We start from the raw sequence: 17,372 nt of genomic DNA, 5'->3' as shown, positions 1-17,372 counted from the left end.
AACTTACTTATAGTATATAGTGATTGCCGTTGAGTGGCAATTGCCTAGCAAGGAGGTATGTCATGCGCGCGCTTGTTGTTGTCGCCCATCCAAATTCCGGTTCGTTCAGTCATGCGGTTGCCAATTATATTGGTAAGGGCATTGAGGATGCCGGACCTGAACACAGTTTCGAGTTTGCTGATCTGTCGGCCGAAGGGTTTGATCCGCGTTTCAGCCAGGATGATATCGCGGCCTTCGAGATGAGGGCCCCGTTCCCCGACGATGTGCTTGCCGAACAGAAACGGATTGATGCCGCCGATACGCTCGTTCTGGTTTTTCCGATTTATTGGTGGTCAATGCCCGCGATCCTGAAAGGCTGGATTGATCGGGTGTTTTCAAATGGCTGGGCTTATGAGGATATTGACGGTGAAAAGGTGATCAAAAAGCTGAACCATCTGAAGGTTCATCTTGTTGCAATTGGCGGTGCAGGGCTTGGCACATTTGCCCGGCATGGATATTTCGGGGCAATGAAATTGCAAATCCATCAGGGCATTTTTGATTATTGCGGAGTGGAAGTCGCAACTTCGGAATTGATGTTGCTCGCCGACGGCAATGACCCTGCGGAGCTCTTGAAAAAAGCACGCGAGGTTGGGGCGGCGATCCCGGCAAAGGTAACAAAGCCGGAATTGGATATGGCGGGATAAATCCCGTTAGACCGGCCATCAAAAGCAAAACGCCCGCAGGGAAAATCTGCGGGCGTTTGAGTTTGGCAATGTGCTGCTGGCTTAGTCGTGCTTGCCGCCATGGGCCTTGGACCAGCCGATCGGGTCGGCAAGGAAGGCGCGAACGCCTTCGATGGCTTCTTTGGGGAAGTATTTGCCTTCTTCGGCAACCGCCAGAATATCGGCCCAGGTTGCCAGGTAATGCAGTTCGATATCGTCTTTTTTCAGTTCTTCAAGCGCATTGGGGAACACACCATAGAAGAACACGACAAATGCATGTCTGCATTCGGCACCGGCTTCGCGGATGGCATTGACGAAGTTGACTTTCGATGCGCCATCGGTGGCAAGGTCTTCGACCAGAAGGACGCGCTGGCCTTCGTGGATGTCGCCCTCGATCCGTGCCTTGCGGCCAAATCCCTTTGGCTTCTTGCGGACATACTGCATCGGCAGGTCCAGAACATCGGCCAGCCAAGCGGAATAGGGGATGCCCGCGGTTTCACCACCGGCGACCGCATCAAATGCCTCGTAACCGGCCTTGTCGGAAACCTGACGGGCGGCAAGTTCCATGACCTTGCGGCGTGCGCGCGGGAAGGAAATCAGTTTGCGGCAATCAATATAGACCGGGCTCGCCCAGCCCGATGTCAGGATATAGGCCTCTTCCGGGCGGAAATTCACAGCCCCGATATCAAGCAAAATCTTTGCGACGGTTTTGGCAGCATACGAGCAATGCGCGGTCGAAGTTTCGTTGGTCATGGCGGCTATACCCTTTTCCGGATCGAATATTTGCGCACGTCTTAGCGTTTTTGGACGCAAAGCGCAAAGAAAAGCCGCTGTCCGGCTGGTCAGGATCAGGTGCCCGGCGATGTCGGGGGCAAATTTGCGGGCAGCAGGACCGGATGCGAATAAGACAATGCCGATTTGAAATGGCATTATTGATATCTGAAATATCATAATTGCAGTTTTAAATGCGTTTTGTTAGGCTTCGATCATGTGTGAATGAAGGATGCGCCCTATGATTACCGCGGGACAAATGCGTGCGGCGCGTGCGTTGCTGGGCATTGATCAGAAAACGCTGGCCGAAATGGCCGGGATTTCGGTGCCAACCATCCAGCGGATGGAGTCCAGCAAGGGTAATGTGCGTGGTGTGGTTGATACGCTGACCAAGGTCGTCGAAGCACTTGACCGTGCCGGGATCGAATTGATCGGGGATAACGTGCCCAGCATGGCAACCGGGCGCGGTGTGCGTCTGAAAGAACCGGAAATAAAACCGACACTGCCAGACGAGCAGGGCGAACAATAACGACCGCAACAATTTTGCGACGGCGACCGCCGACTTATGCCGACGATCCCGCCGCCTTTTGCAAGGCTGCCGGAGACTATGGAAACCAGAACCTCGAAAACCAATCAGGCATCCGACCCCGGATATGCCGACCTGTTTACCCCAAAACTTGTAACCGTCCTTCGCGAAGGTTACGGGTTTGCGCAGTTGCGGGCCGATGCGATTGCCGGTTTGACGGTGGCGATTGTCGCCTTGCCGTTATCAATGGCGATTGCGATTGCATCGGGCGTTTCCCCCGCACAGGGGCTTTATACCGCGATTGTCGGGGGGATTCTGGTATCGCTCCTGGGGGGCAGTCGCTTTCAGATTGGCGGACCAGCGGGGGCTTTCATCGTTCTGGTCGCAGGTACGGTTCAGACGCATGGCCTTGATGGCTTGATCATTGCCACTATCCTGTCGGGATTGATGTTGCTCGCCATCGGGGCGCTGAAGCTTGGTACCTATATCAAATTCATTCCCTATCCGGTGACGGTTGGCTTTACTGCCGGGATTGCGGTGATCATTTTCGCAAGCCAGATCAAGGATTTGCTGGGGCTGACTTTGTCAGGCAAAGAACCGGGGCCGCTTTTGGAAAAGCTCCCGGTGATCTGGGCGGCATTGCCGGGGATCGATCCGGTGACGGTTGCGTTGTCCGGCGCGACGATCCTTGTGATCATCGGCAGCAAACGGCTGCGCCCGCATTGGCCGGGCATGCTGATTGCGGTGGCCGGGGCCGCATTGGCAACCGCGTTGTTCAATCTGCCGGTATCGACCATCGGCAGCGTCTTTGGCGGTATTCCCGGTGACTTCCCCATGCCCATCTTGCCGGAATTCACCCTTGCCAAGGTCCAAGCGGTTTTGCCCAATGCGATTGCCTTTGCGCTTTTGGGGGCGATTGAGTCGCTTTTATCAGCCGTGGTGGCCGATGGCATGACCGGCCGACATCACAGATCGAACTGTGAGCTGGTGGCCCAAGGGGTGGCAAATATGGCGTCGGGTCTGTTTGGGGGCATTTGCGTGACCGGCACGATTGCAAGAACGGCCACCAATATCCGGGCCGGTGCGCATGGGCCGGTTTCGGGCGTTTTGCACGCGCTGTTTTTGTTGTTGTTCATATTGGTTGCTGCGCCGCTAGCCAGTTTCATTCCGTTGGCAAGCTTGGCCGGGGTGCTGGCGATTGTGGCATGGAACATGATCGAAAAGCACGCGATAGCGACCTTGCTGCGCGCATCGCGTGGCGATGCGGCGGTGTTGCTGGTAACATTTTTACTGACGATTTTCCGCGATCTTCTCGAAGCAATCGTTGTTGGATTTGCCCTTGGCTCGGTTCTGTTCATTCAACGCATGTCGAAAACAACCGCAATTGCCACTCACAGCCCGTTCGTATCCGAAGATCGGGCCGACGGTACGACCGGCGGCGGGGCATCGGATATTTCATCGACAACCGACCCCGACATCATGATTTACCGGATTACCGGCGTGTTCTTTTTCGGGGCGGCGGCATCCATTGGATCGGTTCTGGACCGGATTGGTGATACGCACCGGGCATTGATCATTGATTTTGCCGCTGTACCGTTTCTCGACTCAACTGCGGCCAATACGATTGCGGGACTTGCCCGCAAAACACGCGGGTGCGGGATCGAGGTGATCCTGACCGGCACATCGCATGACCTTCGACGGGAACTGTTTGCACATGGTATCAAGCCGCCGCTGGTTCATTATGAAACCGATATCGAGAAGGCGGTCGGGCGCCTTCGCGCGCATGGATTGCGTAACGTCACGGCATCCTGAGTTGCGACCGCAAAGACAGTGATAATGACCCAAGCCCTTGTCAGGCATTGGCAAAATCCGGTTTTGGGTTTATTTGGTATAGCTTTACCGAATTAAGCTGAAAGGCACTGCCATGTCGCAGGAAACCGGACTTGCCGTCGATATCAATGACGGCGGCATTGCAACCATCACCATTTCGCAGCCGGAGCGCAAAAACGCGCTGACCAAACCGATGTGGGGGGAGCTTGCCCGGATTGCCGATGATCTTGGCGGGGATAATAACCTGCGCTGTATCGTTATTCGCGGCGGCAGCGGGGCCGGGTTTGGGGCCGGAGCGGATATCCATGAATTTGTCCGCGAACGCGACGGGTTCGAAAAGGCACGTGATTATGGAATGCTTCATGCCGAGGCCTTGCAGGCGCTTCGGGTCTGTCAGCATCCGGTCATTGCCGCGATTGACGGGCCGTGCATCGGGGCATCATTTGTGTTGGCTGCGGCGTGCGATTTGCGGATTGCGGCCGATAACGCCAAATTCGCCGTGCCGCCGATGAAGCTTGGCGCGACGCTGGGCTATCCGGAATTGCAGATCATGCTCGATCTGCTGGGCGAGGCGGCGTTGTTTGAAATCCTGCTTGAAGGGCAGGTGTTTGATGCCGAACGCGCACGTGAAATCGGCTTTGTCGTCCGCCATGTGGCGATTGAGGCGTTCGATGCGGAAATCGCATCAACCGCCGCCCGTATTGCAAGCGGCGCACCCATCACCCAACGCCTGCACAAGAAAATGATCAATCGCCTCAAAGAAGGTGGTGCCATCGGTGCCAAGGAATTTGACGAAGGATACCGCGCCTTTGACAGTGCGGATTTTAAGGAAGGTTACACCGCCTTTCTGGAAAAAAGAAAAGCGGTGTTCGAAGGCAGGTAACGGTCAGATCACAATGGCAAATCCGGTGTCAGCGGCACATCGGTAATGCCGTAATCAAGGCCCATCTTGTGCAGCTCGCTTGTGATTTGCGATCTGTGATGGGTTTGGTGGTTGAAAAGCTGCATCAGGAAAAGCTGGCGCGGCAATTTGCGGGTTACACCATCCAGCCCCATCAATTCGCGAATGTCATCCTGCCAGCTGTGATCATTGGAATCGACGAATGCGGCAATCTCGGCGTCGGTTTCGATCCGCATTTTGCCGAGCATTTCGAAATCATCGGCCATTATGGTACGGGCATCAAACGGTTCGGCCTGTCCGGTTTTCAGGATACCGAGGATGCGGTGATCAATATACAGCAGATGGTTCAGCGTTGCATGGATGGAGCCAAAAAACATGCCGCGGTCACGACGGCGTTCCGCGTCGCCGATCTGTTCGCAAAGTTCGTACAGAACGCCATTCTGCCAGATGTTGTATTTGGCCATGGCGCGGCCATAATCGTTGAAATTCATCTTTGCCATTTTGGTGGGGCTCCTGTCTGGCTTTAATTGACTGTGTTTAGTCGGCGGCAACGACAACGGTATCGCCGCTTTGCGCCGGGGCGGGTTGTTCGATCTGTTTTGCCTCGGCCACGAAATGCACCATGACATTGGCGAAAATGCCAAAGGCCAGCATTGATGCGGTCGCAGGCAGGAGGCTGCCGTCATGAACCTGTCCGATGATGGTGCCTGCCAAGGCGCCAGTGGCAAACTGGATGGTGCCCATCAAGGCGGTTGCCGTCCCGCCGATATGCGGGAAATACTGCATGAAGGCCGCAGTTGCGTTTGGCGCTGTCAGCCCGATCATGCCAACGGCGACCATCACAAGTGGCACAACCGCATAAAGGGATGGTTCGAACACATTCACCGCAATGAACAATCCGATTACCGCCGCCAGTTGAAGGCCGGTGCCGATCGCCAGTATCTGATGACATTCAAGCCGTTTCAGCAACGGATTGTTCAGCCGGTTGCAGATCACGATGACAATGACATTGGCTCCGAACAGATAAGGGAACTGGCTGGGTGATACGCCAAAATAATCAATATACATGAACGGGCTGTCGGTCAGGAAACTGAACATCACCGCACTGGCGCCGGTATGGGCCAGCATGAAACCAACCGCCTTGCGGGTACGCAGAACTTCCAGATAGGTCCACAAAACCCGTCGCGCAGGCCCCGCATAGCGTGGGCGCAGCTTGGTGGTTTCAGGCAGCTTGAACCAGACAACCACCAGCATGATGCTGCCATAGATCACCAGCAGAACGAAAATTGCCTGCCACTGGAAATAAACCAACAGGGCCGAGCCGACCGTGGGCGCGACCAGCGGTGCAATCATCATGATTACCGCGATCAGGGCAAACATACGGGCCGCATCTTTGCCGTCAAACAGGTCGCGGACCGACGCACCGACGATGACAAGGGCAAAACCGCCGCCAATCGCCTGGATAAAGCGCATGACGTTGAGCGAGAAAGAACTGTCGACAAAGATGATCATCGCACTGGTGATGATGTAAATCACCAGTCCGACAAGGGCGACCGGACGGCGACCTACGCGATCCGAAAGTGGCCCGCCAATCAGTTGCCCCAGTGCAAAGCCGATCAGGAACATGCTGATCGATACTTCGACATTGTGGGTCGGCGCACCAAAATCGACCGCCATAGCCGGGATGGCCGGCAGGTAGGTATCAATCGCAAAGGGCGCAGTCGCGATCAGGGCGGCAAGCAGGATCGCAAGGCGCTTGGTATTGATCGGGGCGCTGGCATCTTTATTCGCCATGACTTCCGTATCCGTTTCTTATGGTGGCAGGTGGGGTGCGATCCGTCCGGTTTCTGGTGTAGATATTTAACGGACTTCCTTAATGCTGGCCACAATGACAGGTAATGGGGCAAATTCGCCGACCCCCGGATAACGGGAGGTGCGAAAATTCCGGTCAGATAGGGCCGTGGCGTTAGGAAGGCTGCGCCGTTACGAGTGACGGGGCCGGGTGGATCGCAACCTGAAACGATTCAAGTCATGCTATTATCCACGTAAATTCTGTTTTTTCCAGCTCGGCGATTTTTGCGGGCTGAATATCAGCTATGCATATAACCGTTTGAGGCGTTGGAAGAATATAGGCGGCAAAAGAAAACGGCACCCGCGATGGGGTGCCGTTTGCAAGGTTTTCGGTTTTCACCGGCCCTAATAATTCATGACCTTTTCCGGGCCCATCAACATGGTCGGAAGCCATGTCGAAATTGCCGGGATGTATGTCACGATGATCAGGAAGACCAGAAGGATCATCAACCACGGCAAAGCGGCGCGAACCACTTGAACCAGCGACATTCCGGTAATGCCCGACGTCACGAACAGGTTAAGTCCGACCGGAGGCGTGATCAGGCCGATTTCCATGTTCACGACCATGATGATACCCAGATGGATCGGATCGATACCGAGCTTTATCGCGATCGGGAAGAGGATAGGCGCCATGATCAGAAGGATCGCCGACGGCTCCATGAAGTTCCCGGCAATCAGCAGGATGATGTTGACCACAATCAGGAAGGCCCAGGGCTCCAGACCCCAGTTGATGATGGTTTCAGCAATGGTGTGCGGAATGCGTTCGGATGTCAGCACATGAGCAAACAGCATGGCGTTGGCAATGATGAACATCAGCATGATGGTCACTTTGCCTGCCTCAAGCAGCACGTGGCGGATATCCTTGTCGAACGGGATCATGGCAATGGCCTTGCCGATTTTCGGAAGGTTATGGCCAATAATGGCAGCAAAGCTCATGCCTTTTTCCGGAACCCATGCAACGCCTTTTATCGGCCCCATATCGCGATAGAACACGATGGCGACCAGCATGGCATAGACGGATGCAACGGCCGCGGCCTCGGTCGGGGTAAATATCCCGCCATAAATGCCGCCCATGATCACAACAACCAGAAGCAGGCCACCCGATGCTGAAAACAGGCCTTCAAGCCATTCGGTAACGCTCGGACGATCCTGTTTTGGCAGTTTCTTGATCCGGGCCACGATATAGATCACGGTCATCAGCATGATGCCGGCAATCAGACCGGGAATAACACCAGCCAGGAACATGCGACCAACGGAAACCTGGGTTGCCGCGGCATAAACCACCATCACGATCGACGGCGGGATCAGAATGCCCAGCGTCCCGGCGTTACAAATCACACCGGCGGCGAAATTGCGCGGATAACCCGATTTGATCATACCGGCAATCACGACGGAACCGATGGCAACAACCGTGGCCGGGCTTGAACCCGAAACGGCGGCAAACAGCATACAGGCCAGAACCGACGCCATGGCAAGACCGCCATGGAACCAGCCCACCGTATCGACGGCAAATCGGATCAGGCGGCGTGCCACCCCGCCAGTCGACAGGAAGGTCGAGGCAAGGATAAAGAACGGAATGGCCAGAAGGGTGTAATGTTCCATCCCGTTGAAAAGCTTTTCGATCAGGGTCGCAAGCGAGTCTGATCCGAAAAACAGGATGGTGGTGATGGATGACAGGCCCAGCGCCACGCCGATCGGGGTGCCAAGCGCCATCAACGCAAACAGCGTGATGAACAGATATGCGATTGTCATTTAAGGCGTTCCCCCGCGATCATTTATCGTTGTCGCGACGGACGATGCCGTCGGCCATGACGTCGGCTTTGTCGCCTTCGCCAATGGTTTCGATCGCCTCGCGTGCTTCATCGGCAAGCGAGAATCCGTTTTGCTGACCCGAAAGAATACGCCACAGGACCTGTCCGAGACGGAACAGCAGCAACGCACCGCCAAGTGGCAGGATCAGATAGACGACCCACATCGGGATCGGGGAATCTTCGGCCTCGATACCGATCATGTGATAGAAGGTCATGCTTTCCCAGCCGCCATAAAGAATAAGCGCGGCATAGGACATGCAGACCAAAGCAACAAAGATACCGGTGATGCGCTGGGCGGGTTTTGCAAACAGTTGAACAAGGGCATCAACCCCGATATGGGATCCGACCTTGACACCATAAGACATGCCGAAAAGCACAAGCCAAGCAAACAGAAATTCGGTGATTTCCATCGACCAGGTCATGCCGGAATTGAAGCCGTAACGAAGGACGACATTGACGAAGGTCAGCATCGTCATGGCGGCGAGAAGGAGGGCAATAATGCCCTCCTCCAGCCGGTCAACGACCGTTTTAATCATAGCGGTAACGGTCCTCTAGGTTCGAGGAATTACTTGTTGCAGGCGGCAGCGGCTTCGATCAGATCGGCACCGATATCGCCTTCGAACTGCGCCCAGACAGGCTTCATGGCTTCGCGCCATGCTTTGACATCGTCAGCAGACGGTTTGACGAGTTCGGTTTCACCCGAATCAACGATCAGCTGGCGCTGTTCGTCGGCCAGTTTGCCCGACAGGCCGTTGGCATATTCGGTTGCCTCGTCCATGGCCTGTTTCAGGCCAGCCTGGATTTCCGGATCAAGACCGTCCCACCATTTGGTCGAGGTCACGACGAGATAGTCGAGAAGACCGTGGTTGGATTCAGTGATGTAATCCTGAACTTCAAAGAACTTCTGGGAATAGATGTTCGACCAGGTATTTTCCTGACCGTCAACAACGCCGGTCTGAAGTGCCGAATAGGTCTCGGCGAATGCCATTTTCTGAGGAACGGCATCAACAGCTTCGAACTGTGCAGCAAGTACGTCCGAGCTCTGAATACGGAATTTCAGGCCAGCAGCGTCAGCCGGGGTCAGCAGCGGCTTGTTGGCCGAGAGCTGTTTCAGGCCGTTGTGCCAGTAACCAAGACCGGTAAGACCCTTGTCTGCCATCGACAGCAGCAATTCCTGGCCTTTTTCGCCTTTCTGGAAGCATTCAACAGCTTCCATGTCGTTGAACAGGAACGGAAGATCGAACAGGCCGAGCTTCGAGGTCCATTTGCCGAATTTCGCAAGCGACGGTGCTGCAAGCTGGACGTCACCACGCAGCATTGCCGGCAGAACCTTGTCGTCATCGAACAGCTGCGAGTTCGGGTAAATTTCGACTTTAACCTTGTCACCAAGGATTTCTTCGGCGCGCTTTTTGAAGAATTCAGCGCCCTGGCCCTTCGGGGTGTTCGGGGCAACCACATGGGCGTATTTGACAACAACCTGTGCGGACGCCGCGCTGGTCATGCCAAGAACGGCTGCCATTGCAACGCTGGTTGCGAGAAGTTTTTTGGTAATCGGACGCATCAATAGTCTCCCTATAAGCTTTGTGCGTTTTCCCAGTAGCGCGCCAATTATCGGCGTCGTTCAGGTCGCCGTTTGGCGCTGGGGTGCAACACTGCAATTGCCGGGCCAGTTCTGCATATCTGTCATTACGATAAGTAATATCAGCGGTTTGCAGTGTGTTTCGCAATGGTGCGGTGCAGCGTAAGTTCTTCTTTTTGTTGTCTTTCCCGCACATCCCTTCTTCGCAATGTGCGGTCTTCCGCACAATATCTCAAGTTGAAAATGCAAAATTTTTATCGATTGCAGGATTTTTGACGCAGGCGGGGCGGGTGGTTGGTAGGACCAATTGCAAAACGTGCGGCAAAGGCTTATCCCGCCAGTCGCTTTGTCAGATTACGGGCAGTATTGCGGGGCGATTTGCCCTGATCGTTCCTAACCGTCTGATTTATTGCGAAACTCTGCCGGGACGATGCCGTATTTGGCAAGTTTGTCATAGAAGGTTTTGCGCGGAACGCCCAGTGCATTGACCGTTGCCGTTACATGGCCGCCATGCTGACGGAGTGCCTCGCAGATCACGCCTTTTTCAAATGCTTCGACTTGCTGGGGCAGGGACAGGACATTTTCGGTTGCCTGTGCGCTGTCACCGGCAAACGGATCAAGGCCCAGAACCCGGCGTTCGGCAGCGTTGCGCAATTCGCGGACATTCCCCGGCCAGTCATGGGCAGTCAGGCGGGCGATTTCCGTGCCGTTCAACGGGGCAAATTCCCGGCCAAACCTTCCTTGCGCCTCTTTCATGAAATGCTGGAAAAGAAGGGGGATGTCATCCTTTCGATCACGCAATGGCGGGATGTGCAGTTGCACGACATTCAGCCGGTAATACAAATCCTCGCGGAATGCCCCGCGTGATGATGCCTCGCGCAGATCAATCTTGGTTGCGGCCACCACGCGCAAATCAATAGGTTGCAACTTGTTCGAGCCCAGCCGTTCCAGCGCGCGTTCCTGCAAAACCCGCAGCAGTTTGACCTGAAGCGATAACGGCATGCTTTCGATTTCATCAAGGAACATGGTGCCCTTGTCGGCAAATTCGAATTTGCCGATACGCTTGTTCTCCGCCCCGGTGAATGCGCCCGCTTCGTGGCCGAACAGTTCGGATTCAATAAGGTTTTCAGGCATTGCGCCGCAATTGACTGCCACAAACTGGCCGGGGCGGCCTGATGCCTCGTGCAGGGTGCGCGCAACCACTTCCTTGCCCGCACCTGTTTCGCCATTGATCAGGACATGGGCATCGGTCGCGGCGATATTGCCAATCAGCGTGCGTAGCTTTTCCATGGCAGGCGTGCGACCGATCAGGCCCGATACTTCCTTGCTGTGGCGGGCCAGTTCGGCCTTGAGCGTCCTGTTTTCAAGAACCAGCTGCCGATGGGCCATGGCCCGGCGCGCGATATCGATGAAATGATCCGGGTCGAACGGTTTTTCGATGAAATCAAACGCGCCTTCGCGCATCGCACGCACCGCGGTGGCAACGTCACCATGTCCGGTGACAAGGATCACCGGCATTTCCGGCTCAACCTTGCGCACCTGAGACAGCAATTCCATGCCGTCCATGCGCGGCATGCGGATATCAGTAATCAGGATTCCAGGCCAGCCGCGGCGAACACGTTCCAGCGCCGAACCGGCGTCACTGTGGCATTCGACAAGGATGTCGGCAAGCTCCAGCGTTTGCTGTGCGGCTTCCCGCACATCTTCGTCGTCATCGACAAACAGAACGCAATGGGCCGAGTTATTCAAATGCCTTCCCCTTTTAATCCGTTCCGGATCACGGGGCGATCATACGATGTACCAGCAGATCCGTTTCCGCGCCTTCTGTTTCGGCGGTTTGGCCGGATGTTGTATCAGGCATCGGCGATGCCGTCGAGGTTGATGTGCCGTCATGCCCGGACACCTGTTCTATGCATCGCAATTCAATCGTGAAACAGGCCCCGCCCATCGGGCGGTTTTCCGCACGTATCGTGCCGCCAAAGCTGCGCATGATGCCATAACAGATCGAAAGCCCCAGCCCCAGCCCGTCACCAAACGGTTTGGTGGTGAAGAACGGGTCGAACAGTTTGGGCAAATTTTCGGGCAGGATACCGGGGCCGTTATCGGTAATCGCGACCAGAACGCGACCATCCTTTTCCTCAAGCATGATACCGATTTCGGGGAATTCCTCATCCCGGCAGGCATCGGCGGCGTTGCTCAGGATATTGAGGAATACCTGTTCAAGCTGGTTTTCCTCGGCGGTGACTTTTGGCAGGTTTTCCAACGGCTGATAACGTATGTCGGCCAATCCGGCCCGGCCGGTTTCGCGCAGCAGATCAATCGCCTTTTCCAGCGGTTCGGCCAATTGCACCGGATGGGTGTCATGTTTTGGGCGGCGGGCAAAGGTTTTCAGATGGTTGGTGATCCGACCCATGCGTTCGGTCAGTTCAGAAATCCGGCCCAGATTACGGCTGGCGGTTTCGTCATTGCCGCGCGCAATGAATTTAAGCGCGTTTTCGGCGTAACTTCGAATGGCGGTCAGTGGTTGATTGATTTCGTGTGCAATGCCAGCTGACATCTGGCCAAGGGCGGCAAGTTTGCCAGCCTGCACCAGTTCGGCCTGTGCCGTGCGCAGGGCGTCTTCGGTGCGGCGGCGTTCGCTGATTTCCTCGGCAAGGCGGAGGTTTGTGCTCATGAGGTCGGCGGTGCGAAGCCGCACCTGACGTTCCAGTTCACGTTGCGACCAGTCGCGGATTTCTATTTGTTCGAGCATCGCGCGACGGCGTTGCAGCAGCACAAAAATCGTCCCCATGATGATGATATGCATGGCCCCGCCGATGAAGCCCGCGGTCAGGATCGACTGATCAAGAACCGCCTTGTCGGTCAGCAGATAAATATTCCAGCCCTGTTTGGGCAGGGGGCTTCGGATCACAAGATATGGTTTGGCATCATTTTTGGCTTTTCCGCTGGCTTCGGCGTCTGGTTTTGCCGTTGCAGCTTGCCCTGATTGAAGGGTTTCCGGAGTGATGACCTGTGCTGGTGCAAGTGACAGAATACTGATCCCGTCATCGCCGGGCCATTCGCCCTGATGAACGGGCATCGGATCGAGCGGGTATTCACCATATTTGCGCGAAAGCATCAGTTCAGGCCGGTCTTCGGGCGGAATACCGGTCAGGGCGCGAAACCGCCATTCGGGCCGTGATGTAATGATGACGATGCCGTTTTCATCGGTTACCAGAACATTCTCGTTCCCGCGTGCCCAGCGTTGGACAAGGGTTTCAAGGTGGGTCTTGACCACCATCACGCCTTCGAATGCCGCCCCGTTCGGGCGGACCGGATGCGAGATATAATAACCTGGGACATTCGACGTGATGCCAAAGGCAAAGTAATGCCCGGTCAGTCCGGCTTCGGCCTGTTTGAAATAGGGCCGGAACGCAAAATTTCGCCCGACAAAGGATGCATCGCTGTTCCAGTTGCTGGCCGCAATTGTTGTCCCGTTGCGATCCATGAAATAGATGTCGGATGCGCCACTGTCAGCGGCGAGTTTTTCCAGATAGAGATTGACCTCGGCCGCGTCCGACGGGCTGGAATGCAGGGCAAGGTCAAGGATACGTTTGTCACTGGCAAGCGTGATCGGAAGGTATTCGTGTTCCTTGATCGCTCCCTGAAGGTTGGAACGATAAAGTTCCAGCTTGTTGCGGCCGTCCTCGGTGATTTCGACAAGACGGGTTTCGCGCCACAGTTCCGTGGTCAGCCAGACGGTAACCGGCAGCAATATCAGCATTCCGGCCAAAACCAGCCGTGCACTTCGCTTTGCGGATATTGATGTCTTGAGCATTTCCCGCCAGACCGTTTCAAGAATTATGCCGGGGTATTATGATGACATATTGGTAACAATGCATAGCCGAAAAAGGCTTCGCGTGTCAGGCGCTTGATAAAAGTGCGCACTGTCTGTACCAATCAGGAAACGATCTGGCCTGATCGTGGCCCCACGTTTCCTGCCTGGACGGGAAATCCATATTCCGACAAGGATGTGACCCTGAATGACCGATGATGATGCACGCCTGATCTGGGTTCTGGCCGATGACCGTGCAGGAAACGTCAATCAGGCCATCGGTGTCGCAGAAGCACTGGCACAGCCCTTCAAGCGGGTCGATATCGGTTATACCAATCTGGCACGGTTGCCCAATGTTATCCGCCGGGCCAGCCTTTTGGGGGTGGATACCGGATCACGGGCGCGCCTTGTCGCACCCTGGCCCGATCTGGTGATTGCCGCAGGACGTCGTACCGCACCGATTGCCCGCTGGATCAAAAAGCAAAGCAACGGCCATACACGCATATGTCAGATCATGCGTCCGGATGGGGGCGAGGGGGCGTTTGACCTGATTGCGGTCCCGGCCCATGACCGGATGCCAGCGCGTGACAATGTTGTTGAAATCCCCGGTGCCCCGCATCGGGTAACCGAGACGCGGCTTCTGATCGAGGCCGATCTATGGCGGCCGCATTTCAAGGGGCTGCCAAGCCCGCGCGTGGCACTGATCATCGGCGGCAGCACCAAAAGTACGGTATTCACCGCGGATATGGCCCGGGAACTGGTTGGTCGGGCGATTGAGGCGACCGGGGCCATTGATGGTAGCCTGCTGGTCACGACCAGCCGTCGCACAGGCCCGGAGAACGAGGAGATCATTGCCGAAATGCTCGGCAATTCGGGGCTTGCCTATCATCTGCATGATTGGAGCTCGAAGGCGGAAAATCCGTATTTCGGGTATCTGGCGCTGGCCGATATCATCCTTGTTACCGGAGATTCGGTTTCGATGTGTTGCGAAGCGGCTGCCGCACCGGGCGGGGTTTATATCTATGCCCCCGATGGCATCGCAGGCCCCCGCCATCAACGTTTGCATCAGTCACTTTATGACGGTGGATATGCGCGGCCCTTGCTTCCCAACACGGAAATCGTGCCGTTCAGGCATCCATCCCTGCAACCGGCCCGAACGGTAGCGCAGCGGTGCCTTGAACTGCTAAGTGCACCTGTTTCCTGATCTGCCAGAATCCGCGATTTTATTTTTATCGTGATAGTGATCGTTACGGAAGTCGGATACCGTTTCCGTGCGGATCAATATGATTGACCAGAAAATCGATGAAGGCCCGGATGCGCGCGGCAAGATGTTCATGCCCGGCAAAGATCGCATGGATCAGCTGTTCGTCATTCGGGTTCCAGTCGGGCAGGATTTCAACCAGTGTTCCGGCCTTCAGATCGCCCTGAACATGGAACCGCCCCAACCGCGCCATGCCGAGCCCTGAAAGGCAAAGGCGGCGCATGGCCGGGCCGCTGTCGCAGAGGAAATTGCCCGATACCGTCCGGCCAAACCGTTCGCCGGTGTCGGGATTGGTGAAAGGCCATTCATTCATCGGGATCGGGAAGTTGAACCGCAGGCAATTGTGACTGTCCAGTTCGTCCGGATGGCCGGGCAGGCCGCGTTTGGCAATATATTCCGGTGATGCGACGATGGTGCGGCTGCTTTCGATCAGTTTGCGGGCCTTTAACGATGAGTCGGGCAATGATCCGGATCGGATGGCGATATCGGCCCGTTCCTCAAGCAGATCAATGATCCCGTCGGTCAGGGAAAAGTCCAGCTCGACCTCGGGATAGCGTTCGAGAAATGCCGGGATCAGCGGCTGAACATACATCACGCCAAACGCGATGGAGGCATTGACGCGCAACCGGCCACGCGGGGCGGCCTTGCCGCCGCTTGCGACCGCACGTTCGGCATCGTCGATTTCATCAAGAACGCGCTGGGCGCGGACCAGATACATTTCGCCTTCGGGCGTCAGTTGCAATCCGCGCGTGGACCTTACCAGAAGCCGGGTCGCCAGCCGGTCTTCGATCCGTGTGACAAGCTTGCTGACAGCAGATGGCGACAGATGCAGTTTCCGCCCGGCTTCGGAAAAGCTTCTGAGTTCCGCGACCCGGATGAAGACTTCCATTTCCCCTGCGCGATTATCCAACTGATCCTCCGGCTTTGAATTGAATTCAAAAGCATTTGTCGCGCAATCCGGATTATCGTGCAAGCATTCCATCGGCATAGTGGGCGGCAATGAACGGGGCGGGATGCCCCACCAACCATTTGTGCCCGCAGACGCATGGCGCGCGGGCCGGAGAATTGAAATGCCGCTTGCTTTATTTGCGTTGACGATCGCGGCCTATGCGATCGGCACGACGGAGTTTGTTGTCGTCGGCCTTTTGCCGACCGTGGCAAACGATCTTTCGGTGACCCTGCCGATGGCCGGGTTGATTGTCAGTGTCTATGCCCTTGGCGTCACATTCGGTGCGCCGGTTTTAACCGCCCTGACCGGGCGCATGCACCGCAAGACCCTGATGCTGGGGCTGATGGGGGTGTTTGTGGTTGGCAACAGTGCCGCCGCCCTTAGCCCGAGTTATGAAATGCTTCTGGTTGCGCGGGTGATTTCGGCCTTTGCGCATGGTGTGTTTTTCTCCATCGGGGCGACGATTGCCGCCGATCTGGTGCCGGAAAACCGCCGGGCATCGGCGATTGCGATGATGTTCATGGGGTTGACGGTTGCGATTGTGACCGGTGTGCCGCTTGGCACCTATATCGGTCAGATGTTTGGCTGGCGGGCGACTTTTTGGGGTGTTTCGCTTCTTGGCGTGATTGCCTTTGTCGGGATTGCGGCTTTGCTGCCCTCGAACCTCAGCCGGGCAGAGCCCGCACGCCTGCTTGATCAGGTGCGCGTGCTTGGCAGTGGCCGGTTGCTTCTGGTGTTTGGCATGACCGCTTTTGGTTATGGCGGCACGTTTGTCACCTTTACCTATCTGTCTGCCGTGCTTCAGGATATTACGGGTTTCAGTGAATCCAGTGTCAGCCTTATCCTCGTTGCTTATGGGCTTGCGATTGCGGTTGGCAACCTTGCCGGGGGACGCATTGCGGATCGGAACCCGGTCCGGGCGCTGACCATCCTGTTTGCCTTGCAGGCCGTCACACTTGTGATCTTTACCTTTACTGCCGTGTCGCCGATCCTTGCGGTTATTACGCTGGCGGCCCTTGGTTTCCTGCAATTTGCCAATGTGCCGGGGCTTCAGCTTTATGTCGTGCAACTGGCAAAGCTGCACCGGCCGGGCGGGGTGGATGTTGCATCGGCGCTGAACATTGCGGCCTTTAACCTTGGCATTGCGATTGGGGCGTGGGTTGGCGGGATTGTCGTGTCCTCGTCGCTTGGCCTGTCGGCAACGCCTTGGGTTGCGGCCCTTCTGGTCGCGTTTGCTGTCGGCCTGACCATGATCAGCGGCGCGCTGGACCGCCGGTCCGATAACGCCCTTCAGACCGCATAACCGATATCGGGGGTGCTACGTCCCGTGCACCGGATGTGGCACCCCTTTGCCGGAAAGACTTGTTTTAAGGGGCTT

At 56.1% G+C, this 17,372-nt stretch carries 15 protein-coding genes; 6 read left to right on the top strand and 9 right to left on the bottom strand.

The annotated features are described in order from the left end of the window. Positions 1 to 62: 62 nt before the first annotated feature. On the top strand, positions 63 to 683 hold the full coding sequence (locus tag ABIE64_RS19035; protein WP_354378261.1) for an NAD(P)H-dependent oxidoreductase: 621 nt from the start codon (positions 63 to 65) through the stop codon (positions 681 to 683). An 81-nt stretch (positions 684 to 764) separates the two neighbouring features. On the opposite strand, the gene ABIE64_RS19030 is transcribed toward ABIE64_RS19035, so the two are convergent. Continuing rightward, complete coding sequence (locus ABIE64_RS19030) at positions 765 to 1,454, bottom strand: orotate phosphoribosyltransferase (RefSeq protein ID WP_037990021.1); 690 nt, start codon at positions 1,452 to 1,454, stop codon at positions 765 to 767. Positions 1,455 to 1,713: 259 nt separating this feature from the next. Here ABIE64_RS19030 and ABIE64_RS19025 point away from each other — a divergent pair, with 259 nt between their 5' ends. From ABIE64_RS19025 to ABIE64_RS19015, 3 genes are all read left to right on the top strand, one after another. Next, positions 1,714 to 2,001, top strand: coding sequence for a helix-turn-helix domain-containing protein (locus ABIE64_RS19025; protein WP_007090922.1), 288 nt, complete (start codon positions 1,714 to 1,716; stop codon positions 1,999 to 2,001). Positions 2,002 to 2,079: 78 nt separating this feature from the next. Beyond that, entirely contained in the window at positions 2,080 to 3,810 is a 1,731-nt protein-coding gene (locus ABIE64_RS19020; RefSeq protein WP_354378260.1) for a SulP family inorganic anion transporter, read from the top strand. A gap of 112 nt (positions 3,811 to 3,922) precedes the next feature. Beyond that, the gene (locus tag ABIE64_RS19015; protein ID WP_354378259.1) at positions 3,923 to 4,711 is read left to right on the top strand and encodes an enoyl-CoA hydratase/isomerase family protein; all 789 of its coding nucleotides are present in this window, start codon (positions 3,923 to 3,925) and stop codon (positions 4,709 to 4,711) included. Positions 4,712 to 4,719: 8 nt separating this feature from the next. Here the strand turns inward: ABIE64_RS19015 and ABIE64_RS19010 are convergent, their stop codons facing one another. The 7 genes from ABIE64_RS19010 to ABIE64_RS18980 all read right to left on the bottom strand — a co-directional run bounded on the left by ABIE64_RS19010 (position 4,720) and on the right by ABIE64_RS18980 (position 13,787). Further along, entirely contained in the window at positions 4,720 to 5,229 is a 510-nt protein-coding gene (locus ABIE64_RS19010; protein WP_354378258.1) for a DinB family protein, read from the bottom strand. Between the two features lie 37 nt (positions 5,230 to 5,266). After that, a complete protein-coding gene (locus tag ABIE64_RS19005; protein ID WP_071239685.1) occupies positions 5,267 to 6,523 on the bottom strand; it encodes a multidrug effflux MFS transporter in 1,257 nt (418 codons plus the stop codon). Positions 6,524 to 6,925: 402 nt separating this feature from the next. Beyond that, positions 6,926 to 8,332, bottom strand: a complete 1,407-nt coding sequence (locus ABIE64_RS19000; protein WP_007090926.1) for a TRAP transporter large permease — start codon at positions 8,330 to 8,332, stop codon at positions 6,926 to 6,928. A gap of 19 nt (positions 8,333 to 8,351) precedes the next feature. Then, the gene (locus ABIE64_RS18995; protein ID WP_037989934.1) at positions 8,352 to 8,927 is read right to left on the bottom strand and encodes a TRAP transporter small permease; all 576 of its coding nucleotides are present in this window, start codon (positions 8,925 to 8,927) and stop codon (positions 8,352 to 8,354) included. Between the two features lie 29 nt (positions 8,928 to 8,956). After that, the gene (locus tag ABIE64_RS18990; protein WP_007090928.1) at positions 8,957 to 9,952 is read right to left on the bottom strand and encodes a TRAP transporter substrate-binding protein; all 996 of its coding nucleotides are present in this window, start codon (positions 9,950 to 9,952) and stop codon (positions 8,957 to 8,959) included. Between the two features lie 411 nt (positions 9,953 to 10,363). Beyond that, a complete protein-coding gene (locus ABIE64_RS18985; RefSeq protein WP_341363694.1) occupies positions 10,364 to 11,719 on the bottom strand; it encodes a sigma-54-dependent transcriptional regulator in 1,356 nt (451 codons plus the stop codon). A gap of 28 nt (positions 11,720 to 11,747) precedes the next feature. Beyond that, the gene (locus ABIE64_RS18980) at positions 11,748 to 13,787 is read right to left on the bottom strand and encodes a sensor histidine kinase (protein ID WP_354378257.1); all 2,040 of its coding nucleotides are present in this window, start codon (positions 13,785 to 13,787) and stop codon (positions 11,748 to 11,750) included. Positions 13,788 to 13,992: 205 nt separating this feature from the next. Between ABIE64_RS18980 and ABIE64_RS18975 the strand changes: the two genes are divergently transcribed. Then, a complete protein-coding gene (locus tag ABIE64_RS18975; RefSeq protein ID WP_007090931.1) occupies positions 13,993 to 14,988 on the top strand; it encodes a mitochondrial fission ELM1 family protein in 996 nt (331 codons plus the stop codon). A gap of 43 nt (positions 14,989 to 15,031) precedes the next feature. Here the strand turns inward: ABIE64_RS18975 and ABIE64_RS18970 are convergent, their stop codons facing one another. Further along, the gene (locus ABIE64_RS18970) at positions 15,032 to 15,955 is read right to left on the bottom strand and encodes a LysR family transcriptional regulator (protein ID WP_354378256.1); all 924 of its coding nucleotides are present in this window, start codon (positions 15,953 to 15,955) and stop codon (positions 15,032 to 15,034) included. A 160-nt stretch (positions 15,956 to 16,115) separates the two neighbouring features. Between ABIE64_RS18970 and ABIE64_RS18965 the strand changes: the two genes are divergently transcribed. Further along, a complete protein-coding gene (locus ABIE64_RS18965; RefSeq protein WP_007090933.1) occupies positions 16,116 to 17,297 on the top strand; it encodes an MFS transporter in 1,182 nt (393 codons plus the stop codon). The last annotated feature ends 75 nt before the right edge of the window (positions 17,298 to 17,372 follow it).

It is taken from the genome of Thalassospira sp. MBR-102 (assembly GCF_040549275.1).
In the GTDB taxonomy this organism is placed as follows: domain Bacteria; phylum Pseudomonadota; class Alphaproteobacteria; order Rhodospirillales; family Thalassospiraceae; genus Thalassospira; species Thalassospira xiamenensis.
The sequence above is the reverse complement of the archived record's forward strand: the minus strand, read 5'-3'. Positions and strand labels throughout refer to the sequence as shown.

Bases quoted from the DNA above. Each gene is read 5' to 3' on its own strand.
- ABIE64_RS19035 (WP_354378261.1), top strand. From the start codon at position 63: ATGCGCGCGCTTGTTGTTGTCGCCCATCCAAATTCCGGTTCGTTCAGT.
- ABIE64_RS19030 (WP_037990021.1), bottom strand. From the start codon at position 1,454: ATGACCAACGAAACTTCGACCGCGCATTGCTCGTATGCTGCCAAAACC.
- ABIE64_RS19025 (WP_007090922.1), top strand. From the start codon at position 1,714: ATGATTACCGCGGGACAAATGCGTGCGGCGCGTGCGTTGCTGGGCATT.
- ABIE64_RS19020 (WP_354378260.1), top strand. From the start codon at position 2,080: ATGGAAACCAGAACCTCGAAAACCAATCAGGCATCCGACCCCGGATAT.
- ABIE64_RS19015 (WP_354378259.1), top strand. From the start codon at position 3,923: ATGTCGCAGGAAACCGGACTTGCCGTCGATATCAATGACGGCGGCATT.
- ABIE64_RS19010 (WP_354378258.1), bottom strand. From the start codon at position 5,229: ATGGCAAAGATGAATTTCAACGATTATGGCCGCGCCATGGCCAAATAC.
- ABIE64_RS19005 (WP_071239685.1), bottom strand. From the start codon at position 6,523: ATGGCGAATAAAGATGCCAGCGCCCCGATCAATACCAAGCGCCTTGCG.
- ABIE64_RS19000 (WP_007090926.1), bottom strand. From the start codon at position 8,332: ATGACAATCGCATATCTGTTCATCACGCTGTTTGCGTTGATGGCGCTT.
- ABIE64_RS18995 (WP_037989934.1), bottom strand. From the start codon at position 8,927: ATGATTAAAACGGTCGTTGACCGGCTGGAGGAGGGCATTATTGCCCTC.
- ABIE64_RS18990 (WP_007090928.1), bottom strand. From the start codon at position 9,952: ATGCGTCCGATTACCAAAAAACTTCTCGCAACCAGCGTTGCAATGGCA.
- ABIE64_RS18980 (WP_354378257.1), bottom strand. From the start codon at position 13,787: ATGCTCAAGACATCAATATCCGCAAAGCGAAGTGCACGGCTGGTTTTG.
- ABIE64_RS18975 (WP_007090931.1), top strand. From the start codon at position 13,993: ATGACCGATGATGATGCACGCCTGATCTGGGTTCTGGCCGATGACCGT.
- ABIE64_RS18965 (WP_007090933.1), top strand. From the start codon at position 16,116: ATGCCGCTTGCTTTATTTGCGTTGACGATCGCGGCCTATGCGATCGGC.